Here is a 15,323-nt window from a genome sequence, read left to right as displayed (position 1 = left end):
ATTATATGTTCTTTGATAACATATATCGGTGAGTGTGGATTGACATAATAATGCCAAAACTAGCCATTAAGACGATCAGAGATGAACCACCATAACTAATTAAAGGTAATGGTACACCAACTACCGGTAAGATACCACTAACCATCCCAATATTAATAAAAACATAGATAAAAAAGACCAATACAAATCCACCTGCTAAAATACGCCCAAAGGTATTTTGTGCTTGGGTTGCAATTATTAATCCACGAATGATTAAGCATAAAAATAGTGATAATAGGATTACTGCACCAATATAACCAAGTTCTTCGGCAATCACTGAAAAAATAAAATCGGTATGTCGCTCCGGAATAAACTCGAGCTGTGATTGCGTACCTTGTAGCCAACCTTTACCCCATATTCCACCTGAACCAATCGCTGTTTTCGATTGTAAAATATGGTACCCTTTTCCAAGTGGATCACGTTCAGGATAAATTAACGTTAAAACTCGCTCTCTTTGATAATCATGCATTAAATATAACCACATGATTGGAATAAAAGCAGCAACCGCCGAAAAAGCACAGAATATAAATTTCCAACTGATTCCAGCAAGAAAAATGATAAACAGACCTGACATCGCAATTAAAATAGCTGTTCCTAAATCAGGTTGCATCGCAACTAATAATGTTGGTACAGCAATAATTAACAGTGTTTGGATAATTGTTAATAATGGCGGTGGACAGTCACTGCGTTTAATAAACTTTGCCACCATTAAAGGGACAGCAATTTTAGCAATTTCAGATGGTTGAAAACGAATGAACCCTAAATTCAGCCACCGTTGTGCACCTTTACTGGTATGACCAAATATATCGACTAAAAGTAAAACGATAATGCAACCAACATAAAGATAAGGGGCAATTTTTTCATAAAAACGTGGGGGGAATTGCGCTAAGGTAATCATAACCATCAACCCTAAGATAATTTGTATTATCTTGCGTTGAGTCATAGCGACATCTTGACCACTAGCACTCCATATAACGTATACACTATATCCGAGTAATAAAACAATAAATAATAAAAATAATGGGTCAAGATGTAATTTTGACCAAATCGACTTTTTTCTATGGTTTATCATTAATCATCTCGTCTTCTTAAAGAATCTGATTCGTTCAAATCAGTTGATTCATCACCCAATAAATAATAATTCAAAATGCGTTTAGCCACTGCGCCACCATTGGAGCTACCACCACCACCATTTTCTAACACTATCGCTAACACAATCTTTGGTTTATCAAAGGGAGCATAAGCAATAAATAACGCATGATCACGTAGGTGTTCTGGAATTCGGTCGGCATTATAAATTTCATCATTTCTTAAGCCATACACTTGTGCCGTACCGGATTTACCCGCTGCTTTAAATTGTGCATCGGCATAAACTTTACGTGCAGTACCTTTTGAGCCAAACATTACTTTATACATTCCTTCCTTAGCAATTTTCCAACTATTTTTATTGACTAAATTTGCTAGCGAAGCATCCTCAATAGGTAAGGTTTTATCCGGTTTTGATAGTGTATCATCCAGCAAATCTGATTTTTTTTGCAGTAGCAGGTGTGGTGTGTAAACAATACCTTCATTCACTAAAATAGTTAATGCTTTGGCCATTTGTAATGGCGTTGCCGTCCAATAGCCTTGGCCAATACCAACCGGAATGGTATCGCCTTGTAACCAATTTTGCTTATAACGGTTCTTTTTCCATTCTCGATTAGGTAGAACCGCTTTACTTTCTTCATTCTGTGAAATATCAATGCCACTACGTGAACCGTAACCAAATTTTTTCATCCAATCATTAATGCGGTCAATACCCATATCATAGGCTACTTGATAGTAAAAAGTATCCACCGATTCTTCAATGGATTTAACGGCATCAACTTTACCATGTCCCCAACGTAACCAGTCTCGATATCGTTTAGTTGTTCCAGGAAGCTGCCAGTAACCTGGATCATGTATTACGGTTTTTGGTGTGATGACTCCTTCACTCAAAGCGGAAACGGTTAAAAAAGGTTTAACGGTTGATGCTGGTGGATAGGAACCTAACATTGCCCGATTAAATAACGGTTTTTTCGGATCATTAAGTAATGATTTATATTTGTCAGAGGTAATACCATCTACAAATAAATTTGGATCATAGCTTGGACTCGAAACCAATGCTAACACTTCACCATTATTTGGATCTAAGGCCACGACGGCCGCACGTTTATCGGCTAATAATTGTTGAATATAAAGTTGTAAATTAAGATCAATGGTTAGATAAATATCATCACCGGCTTTAGGATCATGATGATTAAGCAACCGAACAATTCTTCCCCGATTATTAACCTCCACCTCTTCATAGCCGGGCTGACCATGTAATACGTCTTCATAGAAACGTTCTATCCCGATCTTACCGATATTATTAGTCCCCACATAATCAGTAAGTTTATTTTGTTCTTCTAAACGCGCTTTATCGACACTATTTATTTTCGATACATAGCCTAAAACATGGGTCAATGTTTGACCATAAGGATAATAACGATGTTGAGTCCCAGTAATGGTTATATAGGGATAAAGATGTTGATTGACGACAAATTGATTGATTTCTTTTGACGTTAAATTATATTTTAAGGGAACGGCACGATGTGATTTATAATTCAAACGCTCTTTTTGAAAATTCTCAATATCTTCATCGGTCAGATTCACCATAGGTTTAAGCTGTTCAAGTTGCTCATTTAAATTACTGATTTTATCCGGAATGATATTCAATTGATAGATAGTATTGTTTGTCGCTAACGCAATACCATTACGATCATAAATCATTCCGCGATTAGGCGGAATGGGGATGATTTCAATTCGGTTATTATTCGATTTGGTATTGTAATAGCCATAACTAAAAATTTGCAAATGCGCTAACATTACTAACAAAATAATCACCAAAATGATGATTACAGAAAAAGCAATTATCGCTCGACGCAAAAATAAATTGGCTTCGGCACTATGGTCACGGAATTTAGTGCGTTGATACCTTTTATACTGTTGTATAAGACGACTCCTTAGTATTAAGTTTATCTAGTTCACGCTGACGACGTTTTTCCGCTTGCCTAACTTGCTCCTCGGCATCCCATCTATCGTAAGCGTTTACAATTTTCGCTACAACAGGATGACGAACCACATCATCACTATGAAAATAGTTCAAACTAATATCATCGACTTCAGCTAAAACTTCAATGGCATGCTTCAGGCCTGATTTCTGATTACGGGGTAAATCTATTTGCGTAACATCGCCGGTAATAACCGCTTTTGAGTTAAAACCAATACGAGTTAAAAACATTTTCATCTGCTCAATGGTCGTATTTTGACCTTCATCCAAGATGATAAAGGCATCATTTAATGTCCGACCTCGCATATAAGCAAGTGGAGCAATTTCAATGACACTTTTTTCGATTAATTTTTCCACCTTTTCAAAACCTAGCATTTCGAATAAAGCATCATAAAGGGGACGTAAATAAGGATCTACTTTTTTACTTAAATCACCTGGCAAAAAACCCAGTTTTTCTCCTGCTTCAACAGCTGGTCTGGTTAATAAAACGCGACGAACTTCCTGCTTTTCTAAGGCATCGACCGCCATAGCAACCGCCAGATAAGATTTACCGGTCCCAGCTGGACCAATACCAAAACTAATATCATGATTGAGAATATTGGACAGATAATGAGCTTGATTTGGGGTTCGTGGCTTTATCACTCCCGCTTTCGTTTTAATGGTAAATTTACTATTTTTGTAAAAATCATCAACCATTGAATCTAGATCAACTTTGATTAAAGCTCCACTTTCTATGATGGCTAAATGTACATCTTCGGGCTTTATATCGATAACATAATTAAAAAAAAGCGTTTGTTGATATAATGATTGTAAGATTGAACATGTTGCGTTTACACAAATCTCATTTCCCGTGACAGTAAATTGATTATTTTGTTGATTGATTTCTACATTTAAACGACGTTCAATTTGTTTGATATTGTCATTATGCGGCCCACATAGACTGTTTAATCTTTGATTATTGGCAGGTTCTATAGCTATTTCACGTTGAATGTTATTCAAAAGATCACCTTTGTTTAGTAGAATGAAATTTAATCCGATCAAATTTTATGATTGTTATAATATATCTTTTTACTACATTACTTATCCCAACGACTTGGGAAGATAACAGAGCGATTTAATATCCACATTTAACAACTTCATCTGTGGATATTAATGCTAACTCAACAATATATATTTTTTAAGGATAATACATACCAACACCTAATGAATTCTCTTTTTGCGTTCGAGCAATAATATCACTCGGTGATTCATTAGTGCGTAATGTCATTTCATCTTCAGTACGAATAACTTTACCGCGTAACGAATTTGGGTAGACATCAGTAATCTCTACATCGACAAATTTACCTATCATATCGGCACAACCTTCAAAATTAACAATCCGATTATTTTCAGTACGCCCAGTAAACTCTAGCGTATCTTTTTTTGATGTACCTTCAACTAATACACGTTGTACCGTACCTAACATTTGTCGACTAAATTGCATAGCTTGTTGATTAATTCTTTCTTGTAGAATATATAAGCGTTGTTTTTTCTCTTCTTCGCTTACGGTGTCTTCCATATCAGCAGCAGGCGTACCAGGACGAGCTGAATAGATAAAACTATAACTCAAATCAAAATTGACATCAGCAATCAGTTTCATAGTCTGCTGAAAATCTTCTTGTGTTTCACCAGGAAAACCAACGATAAAATCGGAACTAATTTGAATATCTGGACGAATTTTTCGCAGTTTACGAATAATCGATTTATATTCTAAAGCGGTATGGGTTCGCCTCATAAGATTCAATATCCGATCGGAACCACTTTGCACAGGTAAATGTAAGAAACTGACTAATTCAGGAGTATCACGGTAAACATCTATAATATCATCAGTAAATTCGATAGGGTGACTCGTTGTGAAACGAATTCGATCAATACCATCTATTGAAGCAACTAAACGTAATAATTCAGCGAAGGTACAAATTCCGCCATCAAAGGTTGCTCCTCGATAAGCATTGACGTTTTGTCCTAATAAATTGACTTCCCTGACGCCTTGAGCAGCTAATTGTGCAATTTCATAAATTACATCGTCGCAAGGGCGGCTCACTTCTTCACCACGAGTATATGGAACCACACAATAAGTACAATACTTATTACATCCTTCCATAATGGAGACAAATGCAGTAGGACCTTCGCTACGAGGTTCAGGCAAACGGTCAAACTTTTCAATTTCTGGAAAACTCACATCAACCACATGGGCATTTTCCTGACTACTAACTTGATTAATCATCTCGGGTAGCCGATGAAATGTTTGTGGTCCAAAAATAATATCAACAAATGGCGCTCGTTTGCGAATATGTTCACCTTCCTGCGAAGCAACACATCCCCCAACACCAATGATCAAATTTGGATTATGTTTTTTTAAATTCTTCCAGCGCCCTAACTGATGGAAAACTTTTTCCTGCGCTTTTTCACGAATAGAACAGGTATTTAGTAATAATATATCTGCTTCTTCGGCATTTTCAGTTAGGACTAACCCATGGGTAGATTCAAGGAGATCTGCCATTTTTGATGAATCATATTCATTCATCTGGCAACCCCAAGTTTTGATATGTAATTTTTTGCTCATCAATTACTCAGCTAATTTAATTGTTGTTAAAATGAAAACGGTTTTAAATCCGCGATTTTAGCGTGTCATATTGTAATGCTTTGTTGTTGTTGAATCCAGTTAAAAAAACTATATTGTTCTGCTAAAAAAGAGTTAATAAGTCATAATGACTCATCATTTTTTATTTTTTGATTTAAGTTTATAGCGATTTGTATAAATTTTATAAATAAGCAATTTTAAATCTCAAATAAGAGTGACGTTGATCACACATCATACATTTTTATTTTTATAAATGAACGCTATTATTGAATATAACATTTGGGTATAATTGTCTCGCTTGATTATTATTTTTAGTAAAAATTATTATATTTAGCTTAATAAATTAGGAACTTTTAATGAATCAGTTGCGCTGCTTATTCGTAACCTTATTGTCTATTCTAGTATTTATGCATATCGCGTCTGCGCAAGAGCTTAACGTTACTGAAAATAATCCTACTAAAACAGAGGTGATAATCTCTGACCCTGCCATTTTAATCCCCGCATTACGTACCGCGGCCGAAAACGGTGAAATTGATGCACAATATTCACTGGGGAATATTTATCAACAAGGTTTAGGTGTTGATGTTAGTTATATAAAAGCGGCCTTTTGGTACAAAAAAGCAGCCGATCAAGGATCCGCCAAAGCACAAAACAACTTAGCTAATCTCTATTTAGATGGTTTAGGATTTAAACGTGATCCAGTAAAAGCGGTTGAATATTATAAAAAATCCGCAGCTCAAGGATTTGCCTTGGCACGTTTTAATCTAGGTTTAGCTTATAAAAATGGTAATGGCGTTAAAAAAGATATCACTCAAGCGATAGCTTATTTTACTCAAGCGGGTGATCAAGGGATATCCGATGCTTATCTCAATCTTGGCTTAATGTATTTTTTTGGCGATGAGGTAAAACAGAACAAAGCGACAGCAGCTGATTGGTTTAGTAAAGCTGCGAAAGATAAAAATAGTGAAGCTGAATATTATTTAGCCGTTATGTCAGAAAAAGGGGATGGTATTACGCAAGACTATATAGCGGCTATTTTCTTCTATACAGCAGCGGCTGAACATGGTCATGTTAATGCTATGTATAACTTAGGAATAATGTACGCAATGGGAATAGGTACTAAATCCGATAACCAAAAAGCTGCGCATTGGTTCACTGCAGCTGCGGAAGCAGGTAATGCTGAAGCCCAATATAATATAGGGGTTATGTACGATGTTGGTGGCGGTGTAGAACGTAACGCCGAAACAGCTGTGAAGTGGTATATTAAAGCAGCAGAACAAGGAAGTGTCGATGCTCAGTACAATTTAGCTGTTAAATATCTAGAGGGTGATGGTATTATGCAAAACAAAGGTCGTGCGATTTATTGGTTTACAAAAGCAGCCGTACAAGGCGATGAAGATGCTAAAGCAAGTTTAGCGCAACTATTAAAAGATGATAACTACACAGAAACCGTTAATTAACAGTGTTTGCAAACCATTTTAATGAACTTGATACTTATAAGTTGAAGTTTTTACAGTATGCGACAGTCCATCAGTCCTCAATTTAGACATTATTATGATGTTAAATATTGCATTTTGCCAATGAATACCGAAACAATCACTATTATTTAAGTAACAAATTTCTTATATTTCTTAATAACTAGCACGTTGATTTTAGCTAGCCTGCATTGGGGGATTAAATCGCCAAAATCTCATTTTTTAACTCGTCACCATTTATCATCTCGCGACTTAAATTGTGATTTATTTTCAATAGCAATTAACTTGCTATTGAAAATAAAATTTAAATAAATCAGTTAGAGTTGAGCAAACCATTGATCTAATTTTTGTTTAAGTATTTCAATTCCGGTTCGTTTCAATGAAGAAAATGTCGTCACTGAAATATCGCCTTGAAATGGTAAAATAGCTTCTTTGACCATATTTAGTTGTTTTTTTTGCGCTCCAGAAGCTAGTTTATCGGCTTTTGTCAGTAACAACATTACCGGTAATTGTGATTGCACCGCCCAGTCTATCATCTGTTGATCGAGATCTTTTAAAGGATGACGAATATCCATTAATATCACTAATCCTTTTAAACTTTCACGCTTATGCAGATATTCACCGAGTGATTTTTGCCATTTCCGTTTCACCTCTTCTGGTACTTGAGCAAAACCATAACCAGGTAAATCAACTAAGCGACAATTAGGTACAACTTCAAATAAATTGATTAATTGCGTTCGACCGGGTGTTTTACTGGTTCTAGCCAGATTTTTTTGATTGGTTAACGTATTTAATGCGCTTGATTTTCCAGCATTAGATCGCCCAGCAAAAGCAATTTCCACTCCCGTATCAGACGGCAAATGATGAATATCCGGTGCACTGGTCACGAATTGCGTTTTGGCGTAATTTAATGGTGTGATAGTCATTGTACAATGCCTTAAGTTGATAAATTAAATCGCTTGGTAGTAAGTTAAGGATAAGCTTAACAGCGTTAGTAATATTGTTTTATCATTTGAGTAAGTGAATGAACATGCATAATCACATCAAACAAACATAACAGGGAACATTTTATCAAAAAACTGTATTTTTAGATACAGCTTATAAACATTAGCATGTTATTTTCAAATAAATTAGAGGAATACTTTGATGACGGCTAAAAGATGAGTTTCTTAAACAAAGACGATTGTATAAGGCATTAATAATGAAATTGCAATGCTTAACATCTTTCAAATACCCGAATAATGAGCTAGATAACCCTCAATATATTTAAATTCCAAAACTACATCACACATAATATGCGACCTGAAGACTTTCGTAAAAAAAATTTAGTTATCAGGCTTAGTAGCGCTATATTACGTTGTTACTTTGAAAGCGAAACGGATAACACGATATATTAAAGATAATAAAACAATAACGACTATTCAAATCAATAACCAATAGCATTATGAATTAATATTCATTATTAATGAATAAATATTTACAGTGACCAATTTTCGTTTAAAATATTAACAAAAACCAATAAACATTTTAGGAAAGGCTTATGACTAAACAACAAAATCATGTTGTACGTGAACTCTTTGATAAAGTTATTCTTCCTGTCTATGCTCCAGCTCAGTTTATTCCAGTAAAAGGGAGTGGAAGTCGTGTTTGGGATCAAAACGGTGAGGAATATATTGATTTTGCTGGTGGTATTGCGGTTAATGCATTAGGTCATTGTCATCCTCATCTTGTTAAAGCTTTGCAAGAACAAAGCGAAAAACTTTGGCATGTTAGTAATGTATTTACCAATGAACCCGCTTTAAAATTAGCTCAACGACTGGTCGATAATACTTTCGCTGATCGGGTTTTCTTTGCTAATTCTGGCGCGGAGGCTAATGAAGCAGCACTAAAACTAGCTCGTCATTATGCTATTGAAAATTTTAATCCATATAAAACCAAAATAATATCATTTACTCATTCCTTTCATGGAAGAACTTTTTTTACCGTATCCGTTGGCGGACAGGCTAAATATTCTGATGGTTTCGGTCCAAAGCCGGCAGACATTGTTCATGTGCCATTTAATAATTTGGATGCGGTTAAAGCTGTTATCGATGACCATACCTGTGCTGTTATTTTAGAACCAGTACAAGGTGAAGGAGGACTGACATCGGCCACACCAGAATTTTTAGTCGGCGTTCGTCAATTATGTAAGCAATTTAATGCTTTACTCATTTTTGATGAAGTACAGTGTGGTATGGGAAGAACGGGTAGTTTATTTACTTATCAGCAATATGGCGTAATACCGGATATTTTAACCTCAGCCAAAGCACTCGGTGGTGGTTTTCCCATTAGTGCGATGCTCACTACTGAAGCAATTGCTTCAGTCATGTATCCTGGCGTACACGGCACAACCTATGGTGGCAACCCATTAGCATGTGCGGTTGGTTGTGAGGCTTTTGATATTATTAATTCTTCTGAGGTTTTAAATGGTATTCAGATAAAACGTAAACTATTTATTGAATTATTAGAAAAAATTAATCAACAATTTGCTATTTTTAGTGAATATCGAGGCAAAGGCTTATTACTTGGCGCACAACTTACAGAACCTTATCAAGGCCGGGCGAGTGAATTTTTGAATATGGCTACTGAATATAAAGTCATGCTTTTAAATGCCGGATCTTCAGTACTTAGATTTACACCTTCATTAGTGATCACCGAAGAAGAAATCATACAAGGTATGGAGCGTTTTGCAAAGGCAGTAGCTAAAATAGTGATTAACAAATAACGATGGTGTGCAAGTTGCTCTTTCGATTACCCTAATTGGCGTTGTACTTTTCAAGCAACAACGCAATATACGGTTAATGATGTTTAGGCGATCCAATAATTTTAAACGAAAAACATCACTCTCCTGCTTTCAGTTACGTAGGGCCGGCTAGGCCCACCAGCCCTCGATTCTGACATAGGTAGTGTGTTAAATATGGCATTTTGTCATTACTGCCTTACCTATCGCTCTTTACCTAATAAGCAACTAAGGCAAATAATGACAAGCAAACAAATAAATCCATAAAATGGCAGCTAAGAGAATTGATAACAATACCGCTGCTGAACCGTAATCTTTAGCTCTACCTGACAGTTCATGATGCTCAAAACTAATACGATCAACGACACATTCAATAGCACTGTTAATCAATTCTACAATCAGAATAAACCCTACTGAGCCAAGTAATATAATGCGTTCAAATATCGAAAAATCCGTTAACATCACGATTATATTGGCAACGATAAGCAGATAACATTCTTGGCGAAATGCAGTTTCATTGATAAATGCGGATTTTAATCCTTGAATCGAATATTTTCCTGCATTAATAATTCGTCTCATACCTTTTAGTTTTGTCATTATAATTATTCACTTATTTATTATTTATTATTATCTAACATAACCATAGTTCATTAAACGTTGGAAACGTCTCTCATGTAGAGCTGGTAATTCCATTTCAGTTAATTCATCAAGATCACTAATTAATCGTTGTTTTAATGATTGCGCTATTGCAATATAATCACGATGAGCACCCCCGAGCGGTTCTTCAACAATCGCATCAATAAGATTTAACTTCAATAATTTGTCAGATGTCATATTCATCGCTTCGGCGGCTAATGATGCTTTGTCAGCACTTTTCCATAAAATAGACGCACAGCCTTCAGGCGAAATAACTGAATAGGTACTATACTGTAACATATTCACTTTATCGCCGACACCTAATGCTAATGCACCTCCAGAACCACCCTCACCAATCACCGTACAAATTGTTGGTACTTTTAGGCGCGACATTTCACGTAAATTGCGGGCTATCGCTTCAGCTTGACCACGCTCTTCTGCACCAATTCCTGGATAAGCTCCTGGGGTATCGATAAATGTGATAATAGGGAGTTTGAAGCGTTCGGCAAGCTCCATTAATCTTAAAGCTTTACGATAACCTTCTGGAGCTGGCATTCCAAAATTTCGATAAATTTTTGCTTTAGTTTCACGCCCTTTTTGATGGCCAATAACCATAACCGGGCGTTCATCTATACGGGCAATGCCGCCGACAATCGCTTTATCATCAGCAAAAGCGCGATCACCATGCAATTCATCAAAATCGGTAAAAATCTCATTAATATAATCCAGTGTATAAGGTCGATTTGGATGACGTGCTAATTGAGCAATCTGCCATGGGGTTAAATTAGAAAAGATTTTTTTGGTTAATTCCTGATTTTTTTTATTAAGCTGTTTTATTTCTTCATCAAGATTGATATCCAGTTGTACTTCCTCTGAATTCATATTCTTTAAGGAATCAATTTTAGCTTCTAATTCAGCAATTGGTTTTTCAAAATCTAAAAAATTATTCATAATAGTCCAACTTATGGCCTCTTATTCAAGTTTATTCTTCAATAAGTTAATTTAAATAAAATAGTTAACATCATTGTACGATTAATAATATTAGCTGATTTGCATCAATAAACTAAATGGTAGTTATTAAAATTTCCGTTAATTCTACTATGTATTGGGTACAGATCGCTAGATATTTAATGATTAATCTTATTTTTTTACCAAATTTATTGTTTATATACCAATATGTTATCCTATAAAATAGGGTGCTTTTTAATTAATCAAACTCCAATTCCACGCGTTCATTACCGAGTAACGTTTTTAAACTAATCAGTAAATTATCAGTTGGTGTCACGCGCCAAGTTGTACCAAATTGGATACGTGCTCTGGCTTGATCGGTTTGATAATAGACATTAACTGGAATTGTGCCATTGCGATGTGGTTCAAATATTTTTTGTAACTGTTGTAAGAAAAATGGATTCACTTCAGTGTCTTGTAAAGAAAGACTAAGTCCTTTTACATATTTTTCACGTGCTTCGCTCAGTTCTACAATTTCTCTGGCTGTAAGCTTGAAGCCACCATTAAAATCATCAACACTGACTTGCCCGGATACTATCAAAATTTTATCTTGTACCAGATGATGTTCAAATTTTTCTAATGTTTCACCAAACACCATGACTTCAATACGACCTGAACGATCGTCTAAGGTAAATAAACCGATGCGATTGCCTTTTTTCGTTAACCGAATACGAGCCGAAATCACTAATCCAGCAAATGTTGCCATTTTTCCCCATCCGGTAGGATTTGCTTCACTGATCCGCGCACCATTGGTATAACGACTTAATTCTTTAAGGTATTGGGTGACAGGATGCCCAGTTAGATACAATCCTAAAGCTTCACGTTCCCCCTCAAGTAATACTTGTTCTGGCATTTGGGCAACACTACTATAAGCTCGTTCTACTTGTTCAGGTTCTTCGGCTAATACACCAAACATATCTTCCTGACCAATATCTTGTGCTTTAGCATGTTGATCAGCCGCCTGTATCGCATCATTAATACTGTGCAATATTGCTGCACGATGTGGGCCTATTTTATCAAATGCACCTGCCATAGTGAGTTTTTCTAATACCCGACGATTGAGCTTCTTAATATCAGTTTTGGCGCATAATTCAAATATATTTTTAAAGTAACCTTGCTTACCTTGGTTATTACGTGCTTCAACAATAGCTTCAATAGGACCTTCACCAACACCTTTAATTGCACCAATACCGTATACTATCTCACCTTTATCATTGACATGAAAGTGGTATAAACCACTATTAATATCGGGTGGATTAACTTTAATACCCATTCTTAAACATTCATCCACTAAGCCAACAATTTTATCAGTATTATCCATATCAGCCGTCATCACAGCTGCCATGAATTCGGCAGGATAATGGGTTTTAAGCCATAATGTTTGATAAGAGACTAAAGCATATGCTGCAGAATGCGATTTATTAAAGCCGTAACCAGCAAATTTTTCAACTAGATCAAAGATTTTCATTGATAATTCGCCATTTACTCCTTGTTTTTCAGCCCCTTCTTTGAATACCGAACGCTGTTTTGCCATTTCTTCCGGTTTCTTTTTACCCATGGCGCGGCGTAATAAATCTGCACCACCTAAGGTATAACCGGCTAACGTCTGAGCAATTTGCATTACTTGTTCTTGGTACAGAATTATGCCATAGGTTGGTTCTAAAATTGGTTTTAATGATTCATGCTGATATTGGCTGTCAGGATAAGAGACTTCTTCCCGTCCATGCTTACGATCTATAAAGTTATCTACCATGCCAGATTGTAGCGGACCCGGTCGAAACAGTGCCACTAACGCGATCATATCTTCAAAACAGTCTGGTTTTAAGCGACGAATAAGATCTTTCATACCGCGTGATTCTAACTGGAATACTGCTGTTGTTTCAGCTTTGAGTAATAATTCAAATGATGCTTGGTCATCTAACGAAATACGATTAATGTCAACTAACGGTTTACCCTCACGTTGCATACGCTCATTAATCATCGCTAATGCCCAATCAATAATCGTTAATGTTCTTAAACCTAAGAAGTCGAATTTAACTAGCCCAGCATATTCAACATCATTTTTATCGAATTGGGTAACCGGATGATGTCCCTCTGAATCACAATAAATCGGTGCAAAGTCAGTAATTTTAGTAGGTGAAATCACTACCCCTCCAGCATGCTTGCCGGCATTTCGCGTTACCCCTTCTAATTGGCGAGCAATGTCAATGAGTCCTTTAACATCTTCATTATCATTATAGAGTTCTTTTAAACGCGGTTCGGCGTCAAAAGCTTTAGCCAGTGTCATACCAGGATCCGGGGGAACTAATTTGGAAATGCGGTCAACAAAACCATAGGGATGACCCAATACTCGCCCCACATCACGGATTACTGCTTTCGCGGCCATGGTACCAAATGTAATAATTTGAGATACTGCATCACGACCGTACATTTCTGCTACATGCTCAATAACTAAATCACGTTTATCCATGCAAAAATCAACATCAAAATCTGGCATTGAAACACGTTCTGGATTTAAAAAACGTTCAAATAGTAAGTCAAATGCTAATGGATCAAGATCGGTAATTTTTAATGCATACGCCACTAATGAGCCGGCCCCCGATCCGCGTCCTGGACCAACTGGGACGGCGTTATCTTTCGACCATTGAATAAATTCCATCACAATCAAAAAGTAACCTGGGAATCCCATTTGATTGATAACAGATAATTCAATAGCTAACCGTTCATCATATTCTGGACGGCGTTCTTTACGAACTAGTGGATCTGGAAACAAAAAAGCTAACCGTTCTTCAAGACCTTGCTTGGCTTTATGTACCAGAAAATCTTCGGTACTCATTTCACCAGTAGGGAATTGGGGAAGAAAATATTCACCTAATCGAATTGAAACATTACAACGTTTAGCGATTTCAACACTATTAATTAAGGATTCTGGAATGTCAGAAAACAGTTCAATCATTTCAGCTTCACTACGGAAATATTGCTGCGCTGAATATTTTTTAGGACGCTTTGGATCATCTAAGGTGTCGCCATCATGAATAGCAACTCGAATTTCATGGGCTTCAAAATCGCTGGCAGAAATAAATCGAACATCATTACTTGCCACAACAGGTAAATCGTACTGTTCAGCCAATTTAAGTGCTTGTTTTATAAATAACTCTTCATTTTCTCTTCCGGTACGGATGAGTTCTAAATAACAAGCATCAGCAAAATGGCTTTGATAAAATTCGATTGCCCGAGTCACAATGGCTTGATTGGCACGAATTACACCAAAACCAATATCACTATGATAACTGACTAATAGAATTAAACCTGTTTTGTGATCAATAAGCCACTGTTTATCAACTACCGGACCATCATTGATATAGCCACGTTGGTAGGCTTTTGAAATTAATAATGTTAAGTTATGATAACCTTCATTATTGGCTGCTAATACCGTAATATCATAAAATTCATCCAACTCTTCATCACGAATTTTCAGATCAGCACCAATAATGGGTTTTAATCCTTTTGATAAAGCACTACCATAAAATTTAACTAATCCACATAGGTTAGAAAAATCAGTAATTGCAATCGCCGGCATATTCATCGCAACGGCTTGCTTGACTAAAACATCGATTTTAGCCATGCCATCAATCATGGAAAAATCACTATGAACATGGAGATGAATAAACTTAGGATCTGACATAACTTTGT

10 protein-coding genes are annotated in these 15,323 nt (G+C 36.2%); 2 read left to right on the top strand and 8 right to left on the bottom strand.

Features of this window, described 5'->3' with window-relative positions; genetic code table 11:
* Nucleotide 1: 1 nt before the first annotated feature.
* The 4 genes from mrdB to miaB form a co-directional block, all read right to left on the bottom strand.
* A complete protein-coding gene (gene mrdB / locus FcAc13_RS11420; protein ID WP_187756344.1) occupies nucleotides 2–1,111 on the bottom strand; it encodes a peptidoglycan glycosyltransferase MrdB in 1,110 nt (369 codons plus the stop codon).
* Nucleotides 1,111–3,051 carry a penicillin-binding protein 2 gene (mrdA, locus tag FcAc13_RS11415; protein ID WP_187756430.1) on the bottom strand — a complete coding sequence of 647 codons (1,941 nt, stop codon included), beginning with the start codon at nucleotides 3,049–3,051 and terminating at the stop codon, nucleotides 1,111–1,113. The genes mrdB and mrdA overlap by 1 nt, the downstream gene beginning before the upstream one ends.
* Entirely contained in the window at nucleotides 3,038–4,108 is a 1,071-nt protein-coding gene (locus FcAc13_RS11410) for a PhoH family protein (protein ID WP_187756343.1), read from the bottom strand. Before FcAc13_RS11410 ends, mrdA begins: the two co-directional genes overlap by 14 nt.
* Nucleotides 4,109–4,286: 178 nt before the next feature.
* On the bottom strand, nucleotides 4,287–5,714 hold the full coding sequence (gene miaB, locus FcAc13_RS11405) for a tRNA (N6-isopentenyl adenosine(37)-C2)-methylthiotransferase MiaB (RefSeq protein WP_187756342.1): 1,428 nt from the start codon (nucleotides 5,712–5,714) through the stop codon (nucleotides 4,287–4,289).
* Nucleotides 5,715–6,088: 374 nt separating this feature from the next.
* On the opposite strand from miaB, the gene FcAc13_RS11400 reads away from it, so the two are divergent.
* Nucleotides 6,089–7,192 (top strand): SEL1-like repeat protein, encoded by a 1,104-nt coding sequence (locus FcAc13_RS11400; protein ID WP_187756341.1) that lies wholly within the window; start codon nucleotides 6,089–6,091, stop codon nucleotides 7,190–7,192.
* Between the two features lie 332 nt (nucleotides 7,193–7,524).
* Here FcAc13_RS11400 and yihA read toward each other — a convergent pair whose 3' ends face one another.
* Nucleotides 7,525–8,127 (bottom strand): ribosome biogenesis GTP-binding protein YihA/YsxC, encoded by a 603-nt coding sequence (gene yihA, locus FcAc13_RS11395; protein WP_187756429.1) that lies wholly within the window; start codon nucleotides 8,125–8,127, stop codon nucleotides 7,525–7,527.
* A 620-nt stretch (nucleotides 8,128–8,747) separates the two neighbouring features.
* On the opposite strand from yihA, the gene FcAc13_RS11390 reads away from it, so the two are divergent.
* Nucleotides 8,748–9,971 (top strand): aspartate aminotransferase family protein, encoded by a 1,224-nt coding sequence (locus FcAc13_RS11390; RefSeq protein WP_187756340.1) that lies wholly within the window; start codon nucleotides 8,748–8,750, stop codon nucleotides 9,969–9,971.
* A 243-nt stretch (nucleotides 9,972–10,214) separates the two neighbouring features.
* Here FcAc13_RS11390 and FcAc13_RS11385 read toward each other — a convergent pair whose 3' ends face one another.
* From FcAc13_RS11385 to dnaE, 3 genes are all read right to left on the bottom strand, one after another.
* Nucleotides 10,215–10,583, bottom strand: coding sequence for a diacylglycerol kinase (locus FcAc13_RS11385; RefSeq protein ID WP_187756339.1), 369 nt, complete (start codon nucleotides 10,581–10,583; stop codon nucleotides 10,215–10,217).
* A gap of 30 nt (nucleotides 10,584–10,613) precedes the next feature.
* Nucleotides 10,614–11,573, bottom strand: coding sequence for an acetyl-CoA carboxylase carboxyl transferase subunit alpha (gene accA / locus FcAc13_RS11380; protein ID WP_187756338.1), 960 nt, complete (start codon nucleotides 11,571–11,573; stop codon nucleotides 10,614–10,616).
* A 256-nt stretch (nucleotides 11,574–11,829) separates the two neighbouring features.
* On the bottom strand, nucleotides 11,830–15,315 hold the full coding sequence (dnaE, locus tag FcAc13_RS11375) for a DNA polymerase III subunit alpha (RefSeq protein ID WP_187756337.1): 3,486 nt from the start codon (nucleotides 15,313–15,315) through the stop codon (nucleotides 11,830–11,832).
* Nucleotides 15,316–15,323 lie beyond the last annotated feature (8 nt).

This window comes from Frischella japonica (genome assembly GCF_014489845.1).
Taxonomy (GTDB): domain Bacteria; phylum Pseudomonadota; class Gammaproteobacteria; order Enterobacterales; family Orbaceae; genus Frischella; species Frischella japonica.
This window is presented reverse-complemented; position numbering and strand designations above follow the sequence as displayed.

Bases quoted from the DNA above. Each gene is read 5' to 3' on its own strand.
- FcAc13_RS11385 (WP_187756339.1), bottom strand. From the start codon at position 10,583: ATGACAAAACTAAAAGGTATGAGACGAATTATTAATGCAGGAAAATAT.
- dnaE (WP_187756337.1), bottom strand. From the start codon at position 15,315: ATGTCAGATCCTAAGTTTATTCATCTCCATGTTCATAGTGATTTTTCC.
- miaB (WP_187756342.1), bottom strand. From the start codon at position 5,714: ATGAGCAAAAAATTACATATCAAAACTTGGGGTTGCCAGATGAATGAA.
- mrdB (WP_187756344.1), bottom strand. From the start codon at position 1,111: ATGATAAACCATAGAAAAAAGTCGATTTGGTCAAAATTACATCTTGAC.
- accA (WP_187756338.1), bottom strand. From the start codon at position 11,573: ATGAATAATTTTTTAGATTTTGAAAAACCAATTGCTGAATTAGAAGCT.
- FcAc13_RS11400 (WP_187756341.1), top strand. From the start codon at position 6,089: ATGAATCAGTTGCGCTGCTTATTCGTAACCTTATTGTCTATTCTAGTA.
- FcAc13_RS11390 (WP_187756340.1), top strand. From the start codon at position 8,748: ATGACTAAACAACAAAATCATGTTGTACGTGAACTCTTTGATAAAGTT.